The following is a 14,333-nucleotide window of genomic DNA, read 5'->3' on the forward strand; positions in this document are numbered from 1 at the left end:
TTTCATGGACTGCACGGCGCACCGATGCGGCACCGCCGGGGCCGACACTCCTTTTCACTTGAAATTCGGCCCCGTTGCGCTTAGATATCCGCTGTGGAAAAGCTCGCTTTCGACATCACCGTCATCGGCGCCGGGGTCGTGGGCCTGGCCGTCGCGGAGGAGCTCTCGAGGCACTACAGCAACGTCCTGCTGCTGGAGAGAAACGAGAGCCAGGGGCAGGAGACGAGCAGCCGCAACAGCGAGGTGATCCACGCCGGGATCTACTACCCCGAGGGGACCCTCAAGGCATCGCTGTGCGTCGAGGGCCGCAGGCTCCTCTACGAGGCCTGCGAGAAAAGGGGCATCCCCCACCGCCGGACGGGCAAGCTCATCGTCGCGGTGAACGACTCCGAGGAGGAGGCCCTGCACGCGCTGCTCGGGAAGGCCCACGCCAACGGGGTGGACGACGTGCTCATGCTCAGTGGCCGCGTCATCCATTCGCTGGAGCCGGAGGTCTCCGCCACGGCTGGCCTCCTGTCGCCCTCCACGGGCATCGTCGATTCCCACGCCCTCATGCGCGCCCTGCTCGTCGGCGCGACGGGCAACGGTGTTACGGCCGTGTTCCGGTCCCGCGTGACCGCCGCGCACTACGACGGCCTCCGCCACGAGCTGGAGATCAACGGCGGGGAGAGCCTCGTCGCCTCGCGAATCGTCGTCAACAGCGCGGGGCTTCAGTCGGACCGCGTGGCGGCCCTGCCCGGCATCGACGTGGACGCGGAGGGCTACCGCCTGAAGCTCTGCAAGGGAAGCTACTTCTCAGCCTCACCCCCGCCGCGGATCCGGCACCTCGTCTACCCGGTCCCGACGCCGAAACACGAGGGACTCGGCGTGCATGCCACGATCGACCTCGGCGGCCGGGTCCGCTTCGGCCCCGACGTGGAGTACGTCGACGCCGTCGACTACCGCGTCGACGAGGGCAAGCGGGACGCCTTCCACGCCTCCATCGTCACCTACCTGCCCCTGCTCCCGAAGGAATCCCTGCAGCCCGACATGTGCGGCATCCGGCCCAAGCTGCAGGGTCCGGGGGAGGAGATCCGCGACTTCGTCATCTCCGAGGAGAGCCGCCTGGGACTGCCCGGCTGGGTCAACCTCATCGGGATCGAATCGCCGGGACTGACGGCCTGCCTGGCCATTGCACGGCGCGTGGCGGAACTCGTCCGGCCCGTCATGGGCTGAACCGGCCATGGCCGTGCGCTGACTCATCCCACAATCCCCTTTCCGGTCAAGTCCTTGGTTTCCAACCGACCTGCGGTCAGACTGGTTTGACTTTTGCAAGTCACCTCTTCGGACAGCTATGGCCACCGGAAAGGAGGTTGCGGCAGACCCGCCATGACGCCGAGAAGAATCCTGATTGTGGACAATGACCCCGTGATGCTCGCCCTCCTGGGGAAATTCCTGACCCGCGAGGGACACGAAGTCCGGACCGCCCAGGACGGCGCCGGGGCCCTCGAGATCCTGGAAACCTGGGTGCCCGATGTCGTGTTCGTCGACATGGTGATGCCCGGGATGTCAGGGGACCGGCTCTGCCGCCTCATCCGCGGGGACAGCCGGGCCGGGCAAACCTACCTCTGCGTCATCACGGCGCTCTCCGAGGATGAGCTGCTCGATTTCCGCTCGTTCGGGGCCAACGCCTGCATCCGAAAGGAACCCTTCCACGAGCTCTCGAAGAACATCCTCGCGATTCTCCATGACGAACCTCTCCGGGACAGGCCGGAGATTCTCGGGTTCCGCGATCAGCCCGGCCAGAACATCATCCGCGAGCTCATCGGGGTCAAGGAGCACCTGGAGAGCCTCATCGCAAGCATGGCGGAGGGCGTGCTCGAACTCGACGGCGCCGGGAGGGTCCTCTACGCAAACGAGTCCGCCCTCCGGATCCTGGGCCTGCCGGAAAAGGAAATCGTCTCCCGCGACTTCGCCGGCCTCGCCGGACCGGGCAATCACGCGGCCGTGGCCGATGCCCTCCGCGCCGCCGGGGGAGGGGCGCGCCAGAGGATCTCCCCGCTCGTCCTGGACAACGGCCGGGAAGTCGCCCTGACGGCCCTCTCCGTCCGGAATTCGAAGGGACCCATCGTGATTCTCGACGACATGACCGATCAGAGGAAGGCGCAGGAGGTCCTGCGCCGGGCGGCCTCGGAGCTCGAGAAGCGGGTCGAGGAGCGGACCGAGGCCCTGCAGCGGGCCACGCGCGAGCTCGAGGAGGAGCTGAAGAGAAAGCAGGCCGCCGAGAAAAAGCTCCGCGAGAACACCACGCTGCTCATGACCGTCCTGGACGGGATCTCCGACCCCGTCCTGATGGTCGACGGCGATCTCACCGTGCAGCTCGCGAACCGGGCGGCGCGGGACACCTGGGCGACGGCGGACCGTCAGGACCTCGTGGGGGCCTCCTGCGCGGAGCTCTTCGGCAGCCGCTACGACGCGGAACAGGTGCAGAAGATCCTGGCGGCCGCCCGCGCTTCGGCGCCCTGCAGCTTCGACCTCGAGAACCGCTCGGAGTCCGTCAAGTTCGAGCGCATCGCGATCGACCCCATCCGGTACGACCCGGGCGAGGGCGGGGCCGTGATCCTCCGCGTCGCGGACATCACGAAGCAGAAGCTCATGGAGCGGGACCTCGTGCAGCGCGAAAAGCTCGCCTCCCTGGGACTCCTGGTCTCCGGGATCGCCCACGAGCTCAACAACCCCAACAACTTCATCGTCTTCAACCTCCCCATCCTCCGGGAGTACCTGCAGGAGATCCTCCCCGTCATGGACCGCGAAGCCGAGGCGAACCCCGGCCGCGAGTACTTCGGGATGCCCTACGGGGACTTTCGCGAGGACCTCCTGAAGCTGCTGCAGAACATCGAGAACGGCTCGCACCGGATCAACGCGACCGTCTCGAAGCTGCGGGAGTTTTCCAGGCAGAAGGAGAAGGAACGGGAAAAGAAGGTCCCCATGCCGATCGGGGACCTCGTCCGCAAGGCCGCCTCGATCTGCATGAGCCAGATCAAGAAGCGGGTGAAGACCTTCGAGGTGGACATCCCCGAGGACCTCCCGCAGATCGTCCTCGACACGGATTCCTTCGAGCAGGTCATGATCAACCTGCTGATCAACGCCGCCCATGCGGCGGACAAGCCGGAATCGCTGCTCCGGGTGTCGGCCCGCAGCGGGAATTCCTGGCAGGACAAGCTGATCCTCGAGGTGGCCGACAACGGCTGCGGCATGGACGCCCGGACGCTCGGGCGGATCTTCGAGCCCTTCTTCACGACGAAGCACGACGGGACGGGCACGGGGCTCGGCCTCTACGTCTCGAAAAACCTCATCGAGGAGATGGGCGGCAAGATCGAGGTCGAGTCGCAGCCGGGCGCCGGGACGGTCTTCCGGCTCCATCTGGCCGATCAGCAGGACGCGGCGCGCCCGCAGGCATAACCCCTCACGGACAAGGAGTCTTCCCCATGCTGAACCCCATACTCATCGTCGACGACGAACAGGACTTTCTCGACAGCGCGCGCCGGGGCCTGCTCGGGGCCGGCTTCAAGACGCTCCGGCTGGAGAGCGACCCCCGGAATGCCGCCGCGGCGGTGGAAAACGGGGACCGGTTCGACGTCGCCCTGATCGACATCAACATGCCCTGGATGGACGGCCTGCAGCTCCTGGAGCGGATCAAGAACGCGAGCCCGGAGACGGAATGCCTCATGGTCTCCGCGGTCAACGAGGCGAAGGTCGCCGTGGACTGCCTCAAGAAAGGCGCCTACGACTACCTGACCAAGCCCCTCAACCGCGACGACATGGTGGCCGCGATCCGCCGCGCCCTGGAACGAAAGCGCCTCCTGGAGGTCATCGCCGTCGTCAAGAGCGAGGCCCCGCCGGAGATCGCCCCGAGCAAGATCCCCTCGGCCCTCATCGCCCGGTCGGAGAAGATGCTGCGGCTTCTCAAGGAGGCCGAGCTGTATGCCTCCATCATGGTCCCGCTGCTGATCACGGGGCAGAAAGGGACGGGCAAGGAGACCGTCGCCCGGTTCATCCACGAATCGGGGTCGCAGAAGAACGGGCCTTTCGTCGTCCTGAACCTCGAAGCGCTCGGAGGGGATCAGCACCTGAGTGCCCTGTTCGGCGGCGAAAACGGCGGCGGCCACATCGAGCAGGCCCGCAGGGGCACCCTGTTCCTCGACGAGATCAGCTACCTGCCCTCCGAGGCGCAGGCGATGCTGCTGAAGGCAATGCAGGAAAACAGCTTCACGCGGCCCGGCACGAACGAGAAGTGCCCGCTGGACACCCGGCTGATCATCTCGACGAGGCTCGATCCGGAAGCGCTGGTCGCCAAGGGAGAGCTGAGAAAGGACCTGTACTACTTCATCAAGGGGTCGATGCTCATCCTGCCGACGCTCAAGGAGCGAAAGAGCGACATCCCCCTGCTGGTCGAGCACTTCGTGAACGCCTACGCCGGCGGCCGCGACATCGCGGTGGCGCAGGACGCCATGAGCACCCTGTGCGACTACGATTTCCCCGGCAACATCACCGAGCTCGAAACCGTCGTGAAGGACGTCCTGGCCGGGCTGACCGGCGGCGTCATCACGCGGGACTCCCTGCCCGAGAGCATCCGGTCGAAGATCCGGGTCAAGTTCCTGGCGGGCATTCCCGCCCCCAAGGAAATCCTCAAGACCCTGAACAAGGACTACCTCATCCGCGAGCGGTGGTGCCCCCTGGAGGTCGCGGGCAACCGGATCGTCGTCATCATCGACAGCGTCGACGATCTCATCCGCCGCGACGAGATCGTTGCGACCCTGAAGACCAAGGCGGTGGATTTCCGCCCCGCCGAGAAAGAGGACATCTTCAAGTTCATCCACCACTTCTACAGCAAGATGGGCGGCGAGATCGAGCTTCGCGACATGCTCGAGAAGGGCGTCCCCGACGAGTCGGGGCCCATCGACGACGAGGTCGAGGTCACCGAGACGGACAACATCGTCCCCCAGATCATGAACAAGATCATCAACGAGGCGTTCCGGCGGCGGGCCTCCGACATCCACATCGAGCCCAACCCCCGGGAGAGGCGCGTCGACATCCGATTCCGCATCGACGGGGATCTGACCCCCTACGAGTCGCTCCCGTTCAACTACCGGACGGCCCTGGTCTCGCGGATCAAGATCATGGCGAACATGGACATCACCGAGAAGCGGCTGCCGCAGGACGGGAAGATCAAGTTCCGCTGCTACAACGGCGAAACCATCGAGCTGCGGGTCGCGACGCTGCCCGTCGGGGGCCTCGAGGACGCCATGCTGCGCCTGCTGGCCACGGGGGAGCTGCTCCGGCTCGAGGACGTTCACCTCGACCCCGTGAACTACGAACACCTGCTGGCGATGTCGGAAAAACCGCACGGGCTCATTCTCTGCGTGGGGCCCACCGGCTCCGGCAAGACGACGACGCTGCACGCCCTGATCGAGCAGATCAAGCGTCCGGCCCTCAAGATCATCACGATCGAGGACCCCATCGAGATCAGCCAGCCCGGCATTCGGCAGGTCCAGGTGAACCGGAAGATCGGGCTCGATTTCGCAGCGGCGATGCGGTCCTTCCTCCGCTCAGACCCCGACATCATCATGGTCGGCGAGATGCGGGACCCGGAAACGGCGAAGATCGGCACGGAGGCTTCCCTGACGGGGCACCTCGTCCTGAGCACGCTCCACACCAACGACGCGCCCGAGACGGTCGTGCGGCTCCTCGACATGGGGCTCGACCCCTTCCATTTCGGCGACTCCCTGATCGGCATCATCTCGCAGCGCCTGGTGCGAAGCCTCTGCCAGCGGTGCCGGGAGGCCTATGTCCCGACGGAGATCGAGTACCGGAAGATCCTGCGGGCCTGCGGCGAGGGGTTCATGTCCACGGCACTGGGAATCCGGGGGCGGGAGCAGCTGAAGCTCTACCGCTCGCAGGGCTGTGACGCCTGCGGCGGGACGGGGTACTGGGGAAGGCTGGCCATCCACGAGGTCCTCGTGACGTCTGACGCCATCCGGCGGATCATCCAGAAACGGGGCACGGCGGCCGAGGTGCGGGACATGGCCGTCTCGGAAGGGATGACCACCCTCTTGCAGGACGGGATCAAGAAGGCCATGAAGGGCCTGACCGACTTCGATCAGCTCCGCAGGGTCAGCATGCGATAGGCCTCAGTCCCGCTGCAGCAGCTCGACGTACACCTTCTTGTGCAGCGGCACGGGGATGCCGAGCTCCTTGCCCGCCTTCACCATGTATGCGGTGAAGATGTCGAGCTCCGTCCGGTTGCCCCGCTCGTAATCGAGCTGCATGGAGGTCTTCGTCGTCGGGGCGAAGGCGGCGGCCTTGCCGAGCGAGATCTCCACGATATCCGGGGGGAACCGGATTCCCTTTTTCCTCGCGACGGCCTCGATTTCCTTCATCATCCCCTCGACCAGGGCGCGGTCGGCCGGGTCTCCAAGCACCTCGCCGAAGGTCTTGCCCGTCAGCGACGTGACCCCGGCCATGGGACCGATGAAGATGTACTTCGTCCACAGCGGGAGCAGCGCATCGGCGGAGAGCTCCGCCTTGATGCCGGCATCCTTCAGCAGGGTTTCAATGGGGCGGTACGTTTCCACGTCGGCCGGGTCGGCCGGGCCGAAGAAGAGCTGGCCCGTGCCGCCCACCTGCTTGACGACGCCGGGCCCCTGGATCGCCGAGCTGATGAAGACGCCGCCGTAGAGGACGGCTCCCCGGGGCAGCACCGCGCGCAGCCTCTCCGTGATGTCCACGCCGTTCAGGAGAGGCAGCACGACCGAATCGTCGGAGAGGTTCCCCGCGATCGCCCTCGCCGCATCCTCGAGCCCGTAGCTCTTGGTGCAGAAGATCGCCAGGTCCAGCGGGCCGATCTCGCCCGCGTTGTCCGTGGCCTGCGCCGGCCGGACGAGGTACTCGCCGTCGACGGTCACGAGCCTGAGCCCGTCTCTCCGGATGGCCTCCAGATGTGCGCCCCGGGCGAAGAAGATGACCTCGTGCTTGCTGCGGCCGGAATACTTCAGGGCCAGCTTGCCTCCGTAATAGCCTCCCACTCCCCCGATGCCGATGATCCCGATTCGCATACGATGCCTCCGGCGCAGCGTAGTGTATCGTCCCTTTTATTTCTGCGCGTGAGGTCTGTTCATACCATCTTTTCGCCGCGATTCCAATACACCGTCATTCCATGATGCCCATCTCACCGCTTCCGGCCGTAAAACGCCCCCAGCCGGGCGAAGGCCCGCCTCTTCTCGTGTTCCCCGACCCCGGCCGCGTTGACGGCCTCCTTCAGGAACTCGATGGAGCGGTCGTAGAGCTCCCGGTCCACGGGATAGGGATGGCCGTCCTTGCCGCCGTGGGCGAAGCTGAACCGGGCCGGGTCCCGAAACGACGGCTTCGCCCCGTAGAGAAGCTCCGAGAGCAGGGCGAGGGCCCGAAGCGTCTTGGCGCCCACGCCGGCCGTCCCGAGGAGCGCCTCGAAGTCCGCCGGCCTCTGCTCGTAGGTCTTCAGGAGAACCCGGTGCAGGTGTTCGGCGCCGATCTGCCCGCGCGTCACCGGGTGGTGCGACGGCAGGTCGAGACGCTCGATTCGCCTCCACTCGGCCAGGACCCGCTCGGGGGACTCACGGGCCAGCGACGCGGAGTGCGCCCGGACGGCCTCTCCTTCCCGGGCCACGAGATTCAGCGCCGCACCGCGGCGGTCGCAGCAGACCGCCCGGTGCGGCTCGCAGACGAAATCCAGGTCTTGCTCGCCCAGCCAGTGATAGCGCCGCGCGAACTTCGTCGCCTCGTTCATGCCCTGCTGCACGACGGCCCAGCGGCCCTCTCGGTCGAAGAGAAACACGTGGTGGTAGAGGGCGTAGCCGTCCTGGACGGCGGCGCTGTCCACCTTGGCCGCCATGCGGCTTGCGTACACGAGGGCTCCGGGGTCCGCGCGCAGGTGTCTCCCGTGGCCCTCGATCTCGCGGGGCGTGGCCCGCGAGACGCGCCCCTTGCCCCCGCAGACGAAGAAGCCGATCTCGTGCTCCATCCCCCTGATACCCTCCTTGATGGCCCCGCAGGTCGTCGTGGTCAGCCCGCTCGAGTGCCAGTCGAAGCCGAGGGCGCAGCCCAGGGCCTGGAACCAGAAGGGGTCCGAGAGCCTGCGGAGCAGCTCCCCGGTGCCGAAGTCCCGGAGGATGACGAGGACGATCTCGCGGGCAAGGAGTTTCATCCGGCCGAATAGCCAGGCCGGGGCCCTGCCGCCGTGAAGGGGAAGGTGGGTGATTCCGGTTTTCATCCCGCAACGCTCCGGCCGCGCATCGTGCTGCACGGCGATGCTCCGTGCGCGCCTTCGATTGCGCGCCCTTCCGCTTTCTATCGCTCGGGTGTCCTCCGGTCAAGGATGAATGCGCGGGGGGGTGTGGAAAGGAAACGGGGGCCGCCGGGCGGCCCCCGTCAGGGTTCAACGCGGGGTTCGGGGAGAAAGCCCAGGTTCCGGATCTCCTCGAAAAGCTGCTCCTTGCGGACCGGCTTGACGATGTAGCCGTCGCAGCGGGCGTTGAAGGATTCCAGGATCACGTCGGCGTCGTTCATGGCCGTCGTCATGACGACCTTGACGCCCTTGTCGGCGGCGATGCCCCTCTGCTCCTCCAGGCTCCGGATCGCCTTGAGGACATCGATGCCGTTGACCTCGGGCATCATGATGTCGAGAAACAGAAGGTCGTAGGGCTTGCCTTCCCTCAGGGCCGCATCGAAGGCCTCGATGGCCTCCCTGCCGTCGAAGGCGAGGTGGCAGAAACAGTCCGCCTCGAGAAACTTCTTCATCAGTCGGCTGCCGACGAAATCATCTTCCACGATCAGTACTCGCATGCGTCACGGTCTCCAGTCGATGGCATCTGTCCGGGGCGCAATCCACGTCCCGGGATGAATCATGCAGGTTTCCTGCCAGCAAGGAATTCATGCGCCCCATGAACAAGGCGCCATGATGTCGGGAAAACACGCACGGCCCGGACGCCGTGCTCAAGTCTTTTCGTCATGAGACCGATTCTTCTTTAGGGGGATTTTCGAGCGCTGCCGAGAGGACGTGGCAACAAATTTGCACATCACTGATCATGGGATTCGCGTCAGAGGAGCACCCGATGCAGACCGTTTACCCGAGATACACGATGGCCGAGCGGCTGGTCCTCGCGGTCGTCGCCCTGGTCACCTGGCCCGTTGAACGATTTCTCGGCTGGGTGCGCCGCAAGGCAATCGTCGGCATGGCCCCGTCGAGCGAGCGCCGCTAGTCCGGCTCCCCATCGCCTTGCCGGCCGCCGACGCGAAAAAGGGCGCCCGCAGCCGGCGCCCTTTTCCGGGTCCTCCTTCCTTGTCCGCAGCATCCAATCAGGCTTTCAGCTCCGAGGTGCACTGGGGGCAGCGTGTCGCCTTCAGGGGCACCGTGGAGAGGCAGTACGGGCACTCCTTCGTCGTCGGCGCGGCGGGCGGCTCCTGCCGCTTCAGCCGGTTGATCTGCTTGATGAGCAGGAAGACGGCAAAGGCCACGATGAGAAAGGTCACGACCGAGTTGATGAACACCCCGTAGTTCAGCGTCACCGCCGTGGCCGCCTTGGCCTCGGCGAGCGTTGCGTAGGGGCCCGGTGTCTTTCCGGCCTTGAGAACGAGGAAGAAGTTGGAGAAGTCGACGTTGCCCAGCAGCAGACCGATGACCGGCATCAGGACGTCGTCGACGAGGGACTTGACGATGGCGCCGAAGGCCGCGCCGATGATGATGCCCACGGCCATGTCCACCACGTTTCCGCGCATGGCGAATTCCTTGAATTCCTTGATCATGGGACTCCTCCTTCTGGTTCGTCGGTCGTTTCGAACGGTTCCTACGTTAAACCCGTGTTATTCTTTCCCTTGAAGGCCTCCCTGTCAAGCAGTTGTTCACGATTTTTCACGGCCAATTTACCTCCTGCGCGGTGACCATGCCATGGCATGCCACACGAACCCCAGCCTTGCATGGGAGATCAGAGGCCCGCCCGTTCCAGCAGAAAAAGAACCAGGGCCGGCACTGACCCAGGGGGACGACGAGGACGTGATCGAAGGCGCATTGCGCCGATTTGGGCGCATGGGTGGTCGCTCCGGTCCGGCGGGCCAGGTCCATGTGGCCCGAGATGAAGTCGGCGTGGAGGTGGGTTTCGAGGATGTGGGTGATCGTCACACCCAGGGCGCGGGCCTCGTCGATGTAGAGGTCCACGTCCCGCCGGGGGTCGATCACGGCGCAGGACTCCTTGCCTGCGAGGATGTAGGAGCTGTGGGCGATCTTCCCGGTGAAGGAGTGCTTGAGCAGCATGGAGGCTCATTTCATAGTTTTGTCATGTCGGTCCATGATACGTGGAGTGGATCGGCCGGGGCGGTCAATCGCCACACGAAAGGACGCCCATCCCTCTCATGCTTTCAGAACAACCGTCTCCCCCTGCGCGAGCCCGCCGCAAATGGCGGCCACGCCGACGCCGCCGCCCCTGCGGCGCAGCTCGTAGGCCAGGGTCATGGCGATCCGCCCGGCACTTGCGCCCACGGGGTGGCCGATGGCGATGGCCCCGCCGTTGACGTTGGTCCTTTCCTGCAGGGCCTTCCATCGGCCCGCATCGCCGCCGGCGAGGATCTTCGTCGAGACGAGGGGCATCGCCGCGAAGGCCTCGTTGATCTCGATGAGGTCCATCGCGTCGATCGTCATGCCGGCCCTCTCCAGGGCCTTCCGGATGGTGTAGGCCGGGATCTGGGCGATCTCGCGGGGGGCAGCCGCCGAGGCGACGGCGCAGATGACCGTGGCAATCGGCTCTAGCCCCCGGCGCCCGGCCTCGGCCCGGGTCATAAAGAGAACGGCCGACGCTCCCGCGCTGATCGGGGGCGCGTTGCCCGCCGTGACGGTAGGGCTGCCGTAGATGGGCGTCAGTTTCGCAAGGGCCTCCATCGAGGTTTCCCGGGGTGACTCGTCCCTCTCGATGACGATGGGGTTCCCCCGCTTCTGGGGGATCTCGACGGGCATGAGCTCCTCCCCCACCCGCAGCCTGCCCTCGCTGTAGGCTTTCGCGCACAGCCTGTGGCTGCGAAGGGCCCAGGCGTCCTGCATCTCGCGCGTCACGCCGTACTCCAAGGCCATCTCGCCGGCGTCGAGCGCTACGGGGTTGAACCCCTTGGCCGTGTAGCCCAGCTCGAAAAGGCAGTCGACGAGGCGGATGTGGCCGAGGCGGGTGCCTCGCCGCAGGCCCGGGGCGAGGTGGGGCGTGCGGGGCATGTTCTCGGAGCCCACGGACAGGACGATGCGGGCCTCCCCTGCGCGGATCGAGAGGATGCCCAGACGCAGGGTCGTCAGGGACGAGCAGCACGCCCGGTCCAGCGTCAGCGAGATGTTTTCGGGGGGAAAGCCCGCAAGCAGCGTGGCCTGCCGGGCGGGCACGTCCGTTTCCAGGGCGACCTCGGCGGGGATGCAGCAGCCGTAGAGGACCTCGTCCACCTCGCCGGGCTGGACGCCCACCCGCCGGACCGCCTCCTGCATGACCAGGACCCCGAGGTCGATGCTGGGGATGTCGGCCATGGCCGTATCGAAGCGGCTGAAGGGCGTCCGGACGGCGCTCACGATCACGATGTCGTCCTTTCCGGGCATTTCGCTTTCTCCCTTCGTGAATGAGTCATCTTTCTCATTCTGTCTTCGTGGGCAACATCCCTCTCGTTTCCCCTCCCTCGACGGGAGGGGATCAAGGGGAGGGTGCCTGATGGCAAGCCCCCCTCACCCTGGCCCTCTCCCGCCTGGGGAGAGGGAGAGGTCACCTCGGCGCCATCCGGATGGCGCCGTCGAGGCGGATCACCTCGCCGTTGAGCATGGGGTTCTCGATGATGTGCCGCACAAGCATGGCGTATTCAGAGGGCCGGCCCAGCCGCTGCGGGAAGGGCACCATCTTCCCCAGGGCCTCGCGGACAGCCGGGGGCAGCAGCGCCAGCATGGGCGTGTCGAAGAGCCCCGGGGCGATCGTCATGACACGGATGCCGTAATCGGCGCATTCGCGCGCCAGCGGCAGGGTCATCCCTACGACACCGGCCTTGGAGGCGCTGTAGGCCGGCTGTCCGACCTGTCCGTCGAAGGCCGCCGCCGAGGCGGTGTTGATGATCACGCCGCGCTCGCCCTCTGCGTCGGGCGAATTGTTCACCATCTGCGCCAGCGCGAGCCGGATGACGTTGAAGGTGCCCACGAGGTTGATCTGCACGACCCGGTTGAACTCCTCCAGCGGCATGGGGCCCTTCTTCGTGAGGGCCTTGCAGGCGACCCCTATCCCCGCGCAGTTGATGACGGCGTTGAGGCCGCCGAAGGCCGCAACCGTCTTCCCGACCGCCTCCCGGACGCTCTGGTCGCCCGTCACGTCGGTGCGGACGAAGAGGACCTGCGCTCCCAGCTCGGATGCAAGCCTCTGCCCTTTCTCGGCGTCGAGGTCGAAGATCGCCGCCTTCGCCCCCGCCCCCGCCAGTTCTCGCACGCAGGCCTCGCCGAGACCCGATGCCCCTCCCGTCACCACGGCCAGGCAGTCGCTCACCCTCACGGTCTCCCCCCTTTCCCGCCGGCGCGCACATGCTCTCGGGCTCAGAAAACGCACGGGCGGTGCAAACGGTTGCAATAGATGGTGGAACTGACGGACACCAGGTTGCACCTGGATGCCCGGACGTACGCGGATGTGGAACGCCTTCGCGCGATGCGAGGTCCTTATGTCCCTGTGGGCTCTGCTCCGTGGGGAGAACTTCTCGGAATTTGGGGAATCAAACCAGCGCAATCATACTGCATGGATGGGATTTTTTCCAGGGCTCAGTGGTCAAGATAGCAACCGTTCGTCATCGCGGGCCCGGTGAGCATACGATGACCCCCGTGCGTCCGGCGTCAGATGTTCCGTGCGGCCCTGTCAATGACTTCTTGTCCGTCGAGGCGCAAGAGCCCCATAAAAATACATGACCGACCGACTGCTATTGTCCCGCCTAGAAAGACCTTGACATTCCACCCGATTGGCATAGTCTGAAGCCAAGTCACCGGCATCCGTCGAGACGATGGGTAACCGGACTTCCTATCGAAATTCCTCAGACCTCACCTGCTGCCCTGTCCATCACCGCGAGACAGGGCTTTATGTCCCCGGGGTCGGACAGGGAGCGTGCGTCATGCAGATCCACCTGATCGAGAACGAAAACAACTTCACCAAGCTGGGCGACAAGGTCTGGGAGAGCGGCTGGTGGCAGCTGGGCGAGGAGGATGCGAAGAAGCTCGTCGGGGGACACATCTACTTTCACCGGAAGAAGACCGAGCCCTCTTTCTACGGCGGCCAGATACGGGGTTACCGGGTCAAGGAGGAGGACCCCTTCAAGGGCCGCATCATCTTCGAATTCGAATACCTCGAGGCCTGCCGGGGCATCCGGGCGGACCGGCTGGGCTGGTCCCTGGATAAAAAGATCGTCTGAGAGCCGCGCACGGGTACGGTTCAGGCCCAGGGGCCAACAAAAGAATAGCACAGGGGCAGGCCGGCCCCCGCAGAAGGCAAGGTCATGCTCGACCCTGCCTTTCCTGTTCATGATCGACGATAACAAACATCCTCGGGGTGCATCGCCGAGAGAGGAGTACCGCGTCCCGATCAAGCCTTAACGCCCTCGCTGCTTGAGCATGGCTTCAGCAAGAGCGACATTCCTCTTGAGCATGGGAAGCGGCTGCAGCGCCAGGGCCTGGGAAAATGCCTTGGCTGCGCCGGCCGGATCGTCTTTCTGGTTCAGCAGGATGCCGCCGATGTTGTTGAGTGCGGCAAAATCCGTGGGGTCCGCCGCAGCGGCGCGGCGGAAGGCCGCCAGGGCGCCATCCACATCCCCGGACGCCAGAAGGGCGTTGCCCTCCGCAAAGTCACGCTTGCCTTGCATCGCCCTGGCGTAAGCCGCGGCATCGCCGCAGATGGCCGCGCGCTGCCCGTAGAGTTTCGGGGCCGTGCATCCCGGATCCCCCAGAACATCTTTGATCCGTCGCGCAGCCTTTTGCCGGTCTCCGGACAGGTAGGCCACGTCGGCCAGAGCCTGGAGACGGTCCGGCGCCGGCCCGAACCGTTCAAGCTCATGCAGGAAATAGGACTCGGCCCCCGCCAGGTCGCCCTGGGCCATGCGCACCAGGCCCAGGTTGCGCAGCACGAGCTGCGTGTCCCCCTGCTTGGCCCGCAGCTTCAGAAACAGCCGCTCGGCCTTGGCGTAGTCCCCCACGACGTAGGCGTTGAGCGCCCTGCGCATGAGCAGTCGCGTATGCAGATACGTGAGCAAACGGACCTCGCTGCGCGGCGCAACGCCCGTCA

13 protein-coding genes are annotated in these 14,333 nt (G+C 65.7%); 5 read left to right on the forward strand and 8 right to left on the reverse strand.

Going from position 1 to position 14,333, the window contains the following annotated elements; genetic code table 11:
- The first annotated feature begins 93 nt into the window (after nucleotides 1–93).
- The 3 genes from HPY67_02900 (at nucleotide 94) to tadA (ending at nucleotide 6,167) form a co-directional block, all read left to right on the forward strand.
- On the forward strand, nucleotides 94–1,215 hold the full coding sequence (locus HPY67_02900) for an NAD(P)/FAD-dependent oxidoreductase (protein NPV03663.1): 1,122 nt from the start codon (nucleotides 94–96) through the stop codon (nucleotides 1,213–1,215).
- 153 nt (nucleotides 1,216–1,368) lie between these two features.
- Nucleotides 1,369–3,441, forward strand: coding sequence for a response regulator (locus HPY67_02905; GenBank protein ID NPV03664.1), 2,073 nt, complete (start codon nucleotides 1,369–1,371; stop codon nucleotides 3,439–3,441).
- A gap of 26 nt (nucleotides 3,442–3,467) precedes the next feature.
- Nucleotides 3,468–6,167: a Flp pilus assembly complex ATPase component TadA gene (tadA, locus tag HPY67_02910; GenBank protein NPV03665.1), complete on the forward strand. Its 2,700-nt coding sequence runs from the start codon at nucleotides 3,468–3,470 to the stop codon at nucleotides 6,165–6,167.
- Between the two features lie 3 nt (nucleotides 6,168–6,170).
- Here the strand turns inward: tadA and HPY67_02915 are convergent, their stop codons facing one another.
- From HPY67_02915 to HPY67_02925, 3 genes are all read right to left on the reverse strand, one after another.
- On the reverse strand, nucleotides 6,171–7,094 hold the full coding sequence (locus HPY67_02915) for a 2-dehydropantoate 2-reductase (protein NPV03666.1): 924 nt from the start codon (nucleotides 7,092–7,094) through the stop codon (nucleotides 6,171–6,173).
- Nucleotides 7,095–7,207: 113 nt separating this feature from the next.
- Entirely contained in the window at nucleotides 7,208–8,287 is a 1,080-nt protein-coding gene (locus HPY67_02920; GenBank protein NPV03667.1) for a DUF763 domain-containing protein, read from the reverse strand.
- Nucleotides 8,288–8,445: 158 nt separating this feature from the next.
- Nucleotides 8,446–8,859: a response regulator gene (locus HPY67_02925; GenBank protein NPV03668.1), complete on the reverse strand. Its 414-nt coding sequence runs from the start codon at nucleotides 8,857–8,859 to the stop codon at nucleotides 8,446–8,448.
- Between the two features lie 269 nt (nucleotides 8,860–9,128).
- Between HPY67_02925 and HPY67_02930 the strand changes: the two genes are divergently transcribed.
- A complete protein-coding gene (locus HPY67_02930; protein ID NPV03669.1) occupies nucleotides 9,129–9,275 on the forward strand; it encodes a hypothetical protein in 147 nt (48 codons plus the stop codon).
- Between the two features lie 97 nt (nucleotides 9,276–9,372).
- On the opposite strand, the gene mscL is transcribed toward HPY67_02930, so the two are convergent.
- From mscL to HPY67_02950, 4 genes are all read right to left on the reverse strand, one after another.
- Nucleotides 9,373–9,819: a large conductance mechanosensitive channel protein MscL gene (gene mscL / locus HPY67_02935; protein NPV03670.1), complete on the reverse strand. Its 447-nt coding sequence runs from the start codon at nucleotides 9,817–9,819 to the stop codon at nucleotides 9,373–9,375.
- A 106-nt stretch (nucleotides 9,820–9,925) separates the two neighbouring features.
- Entirely contained in the window at nucleotides 9,926–10,324 is a 399-nt protein-coding gene (locus tag HPY67_02940) for an MBL fold metallo-hydrolase (GenBank protein ID NPV03671.1), read from the reverse strand.
- 96 nt (nucleotides 10,325–10,420) lie between these two features.
- Entirely contained in the window at nucleotides 10,421–11,638 is a 1,218-nt protein-coding gene (locus HPY67_02945) for a thiolase family protein (GenBank protein NPV03672.1), read from the reverse strand.
- Between the two features lie 160 nt (nucleotides 11,639–11,798).
- Nucleotides 11,799–12,566: a 3-hydroxyacyl-CoA dehydrogenase gene (locus HPY67_02950; GenBank protein ID NPV03673.1), complete on the reverse strand. Its 768-nt coding sequence runs from the start codon at nucleotides 12,564–12,566 to the stop codon at nucleotides 11,799–11,801.
- Nucleotides 12,567–13,170: 604 nt separating this feature from the next.
- Between HPY67_02950 and HPY67_02955 the strand changes: the two genes are divergently transcribed.
- Nucleotides 13,171–13,467 carry a hypothetical protein gene (locus HPY67_02955; protein ID NPV03674.1) on the forward strand — a complete coding sequence of 99 codons (297 nt, stop codon included), beginning with the start codon at nucleotides 13,171–13,173 and terminating at the stop codon, nucleotides 13,465–13,467.
- 177 nt (nucleotides 13,468–13,644) lie between these two features.
- Here HPY67_02955 and HPY67_02960 read toward each other — a convergent pair whose 3' ends face one another.
- On the reverse strand, nucleotides 13,645–14,301 hold the full coding sequence (locus HPY67_02960) for a tetratricopeptide repeat protein (protein ID NPV03675.1): 657 nt from the start codon (nucleotides 14,299–14,301) through the stop codon (nucleotides 13,645–13,647).
- Nucleotides 14,302–14,333: the final 32 nt, after the last annotated feature.

It is taken from the genome of Syntrophaceae bacterium, from assembly GCA_013177795.1.
Taxonomy (GTDB): Bacteria; Desulfobacterota; Syntrophia; order Syntrophales; family UBA2192; genus UBA2192.

What these genes read in the sequence shown, in the direction of transcription:
- HPY67_02905 (NPV03664.1), top strand. Translation starts at nt 1,369, where the DNA reads ATGACGCCGAGAAGAATCCTGATTGTGGACAATGACCCCGTGATGCTC.
- tadA (NPV03665.1), top strand. Translation starts at nt 3,468, where the DNA reads ATGCTGAACCCCATACTCATCGTCGACGACGAACAGGACTTTCTCGAC.
- HPY67_02915 (NPV03666.1), bottom strand. Translation starts at nt 7,094, where the DNA reads ATGCGAATCGGGATCATCGGCATCGGGGGAGTGGGAGGCTATTACGGA.
- HPY67_02920 (NPV03667.1), bottom strand. Translation starts at nt 8,287, where the DNA reads ATGAAAACCGGAATCACCCACCTTCCCCTTCACGGCGGCAGGGCCCCG.
- HPY67_02925 (NPV03668.1), bottom strand. Translation starts at nt 8,859, where the DNA reads ATGCGAGTACTGATCGTGGAAGATGATTTCGTCGGCAGCCGACTGATG.
- HPY67_02930 (NPV03669.1), top strand. Translation starts at nt 9,129, where the DNA reads ATGCAGACCGTTTACCCGAGATACACGATGGCCGAGCGGCTGGTCCTC.
- mscL (NPV03670.1), bottom strand. Translation starts at nt 9,819, where the DNA reads ATGATCAAGGAATTCAAGGAATTCGCCATGCGCGGAAACGTGGTGGAC.
- HPY67_02940 (NPV03671.1), bottom strand. Translation starts at nt 10,324, where the DNA reads ATGCTGCTCAAGCACTCCTTCACCGGGAAGATCGCCCACAGCTCCTAC.
- HPY67_02945 (NPV03672.1), bottom strand. Translation starts at nt 11,638, where the DNA reads ATGCCCGGAAAGGACGACATCGTGATCGTGAGCGCCGTCCGGACGCCC.
- HPY67_02955 (NPV03674.1), top strand. Translation starts at nt 13,171, where the DNA reads ATGCAGATCCACCTGATCGAGAACGAAAACAACTTCACCAAGCTGGGC.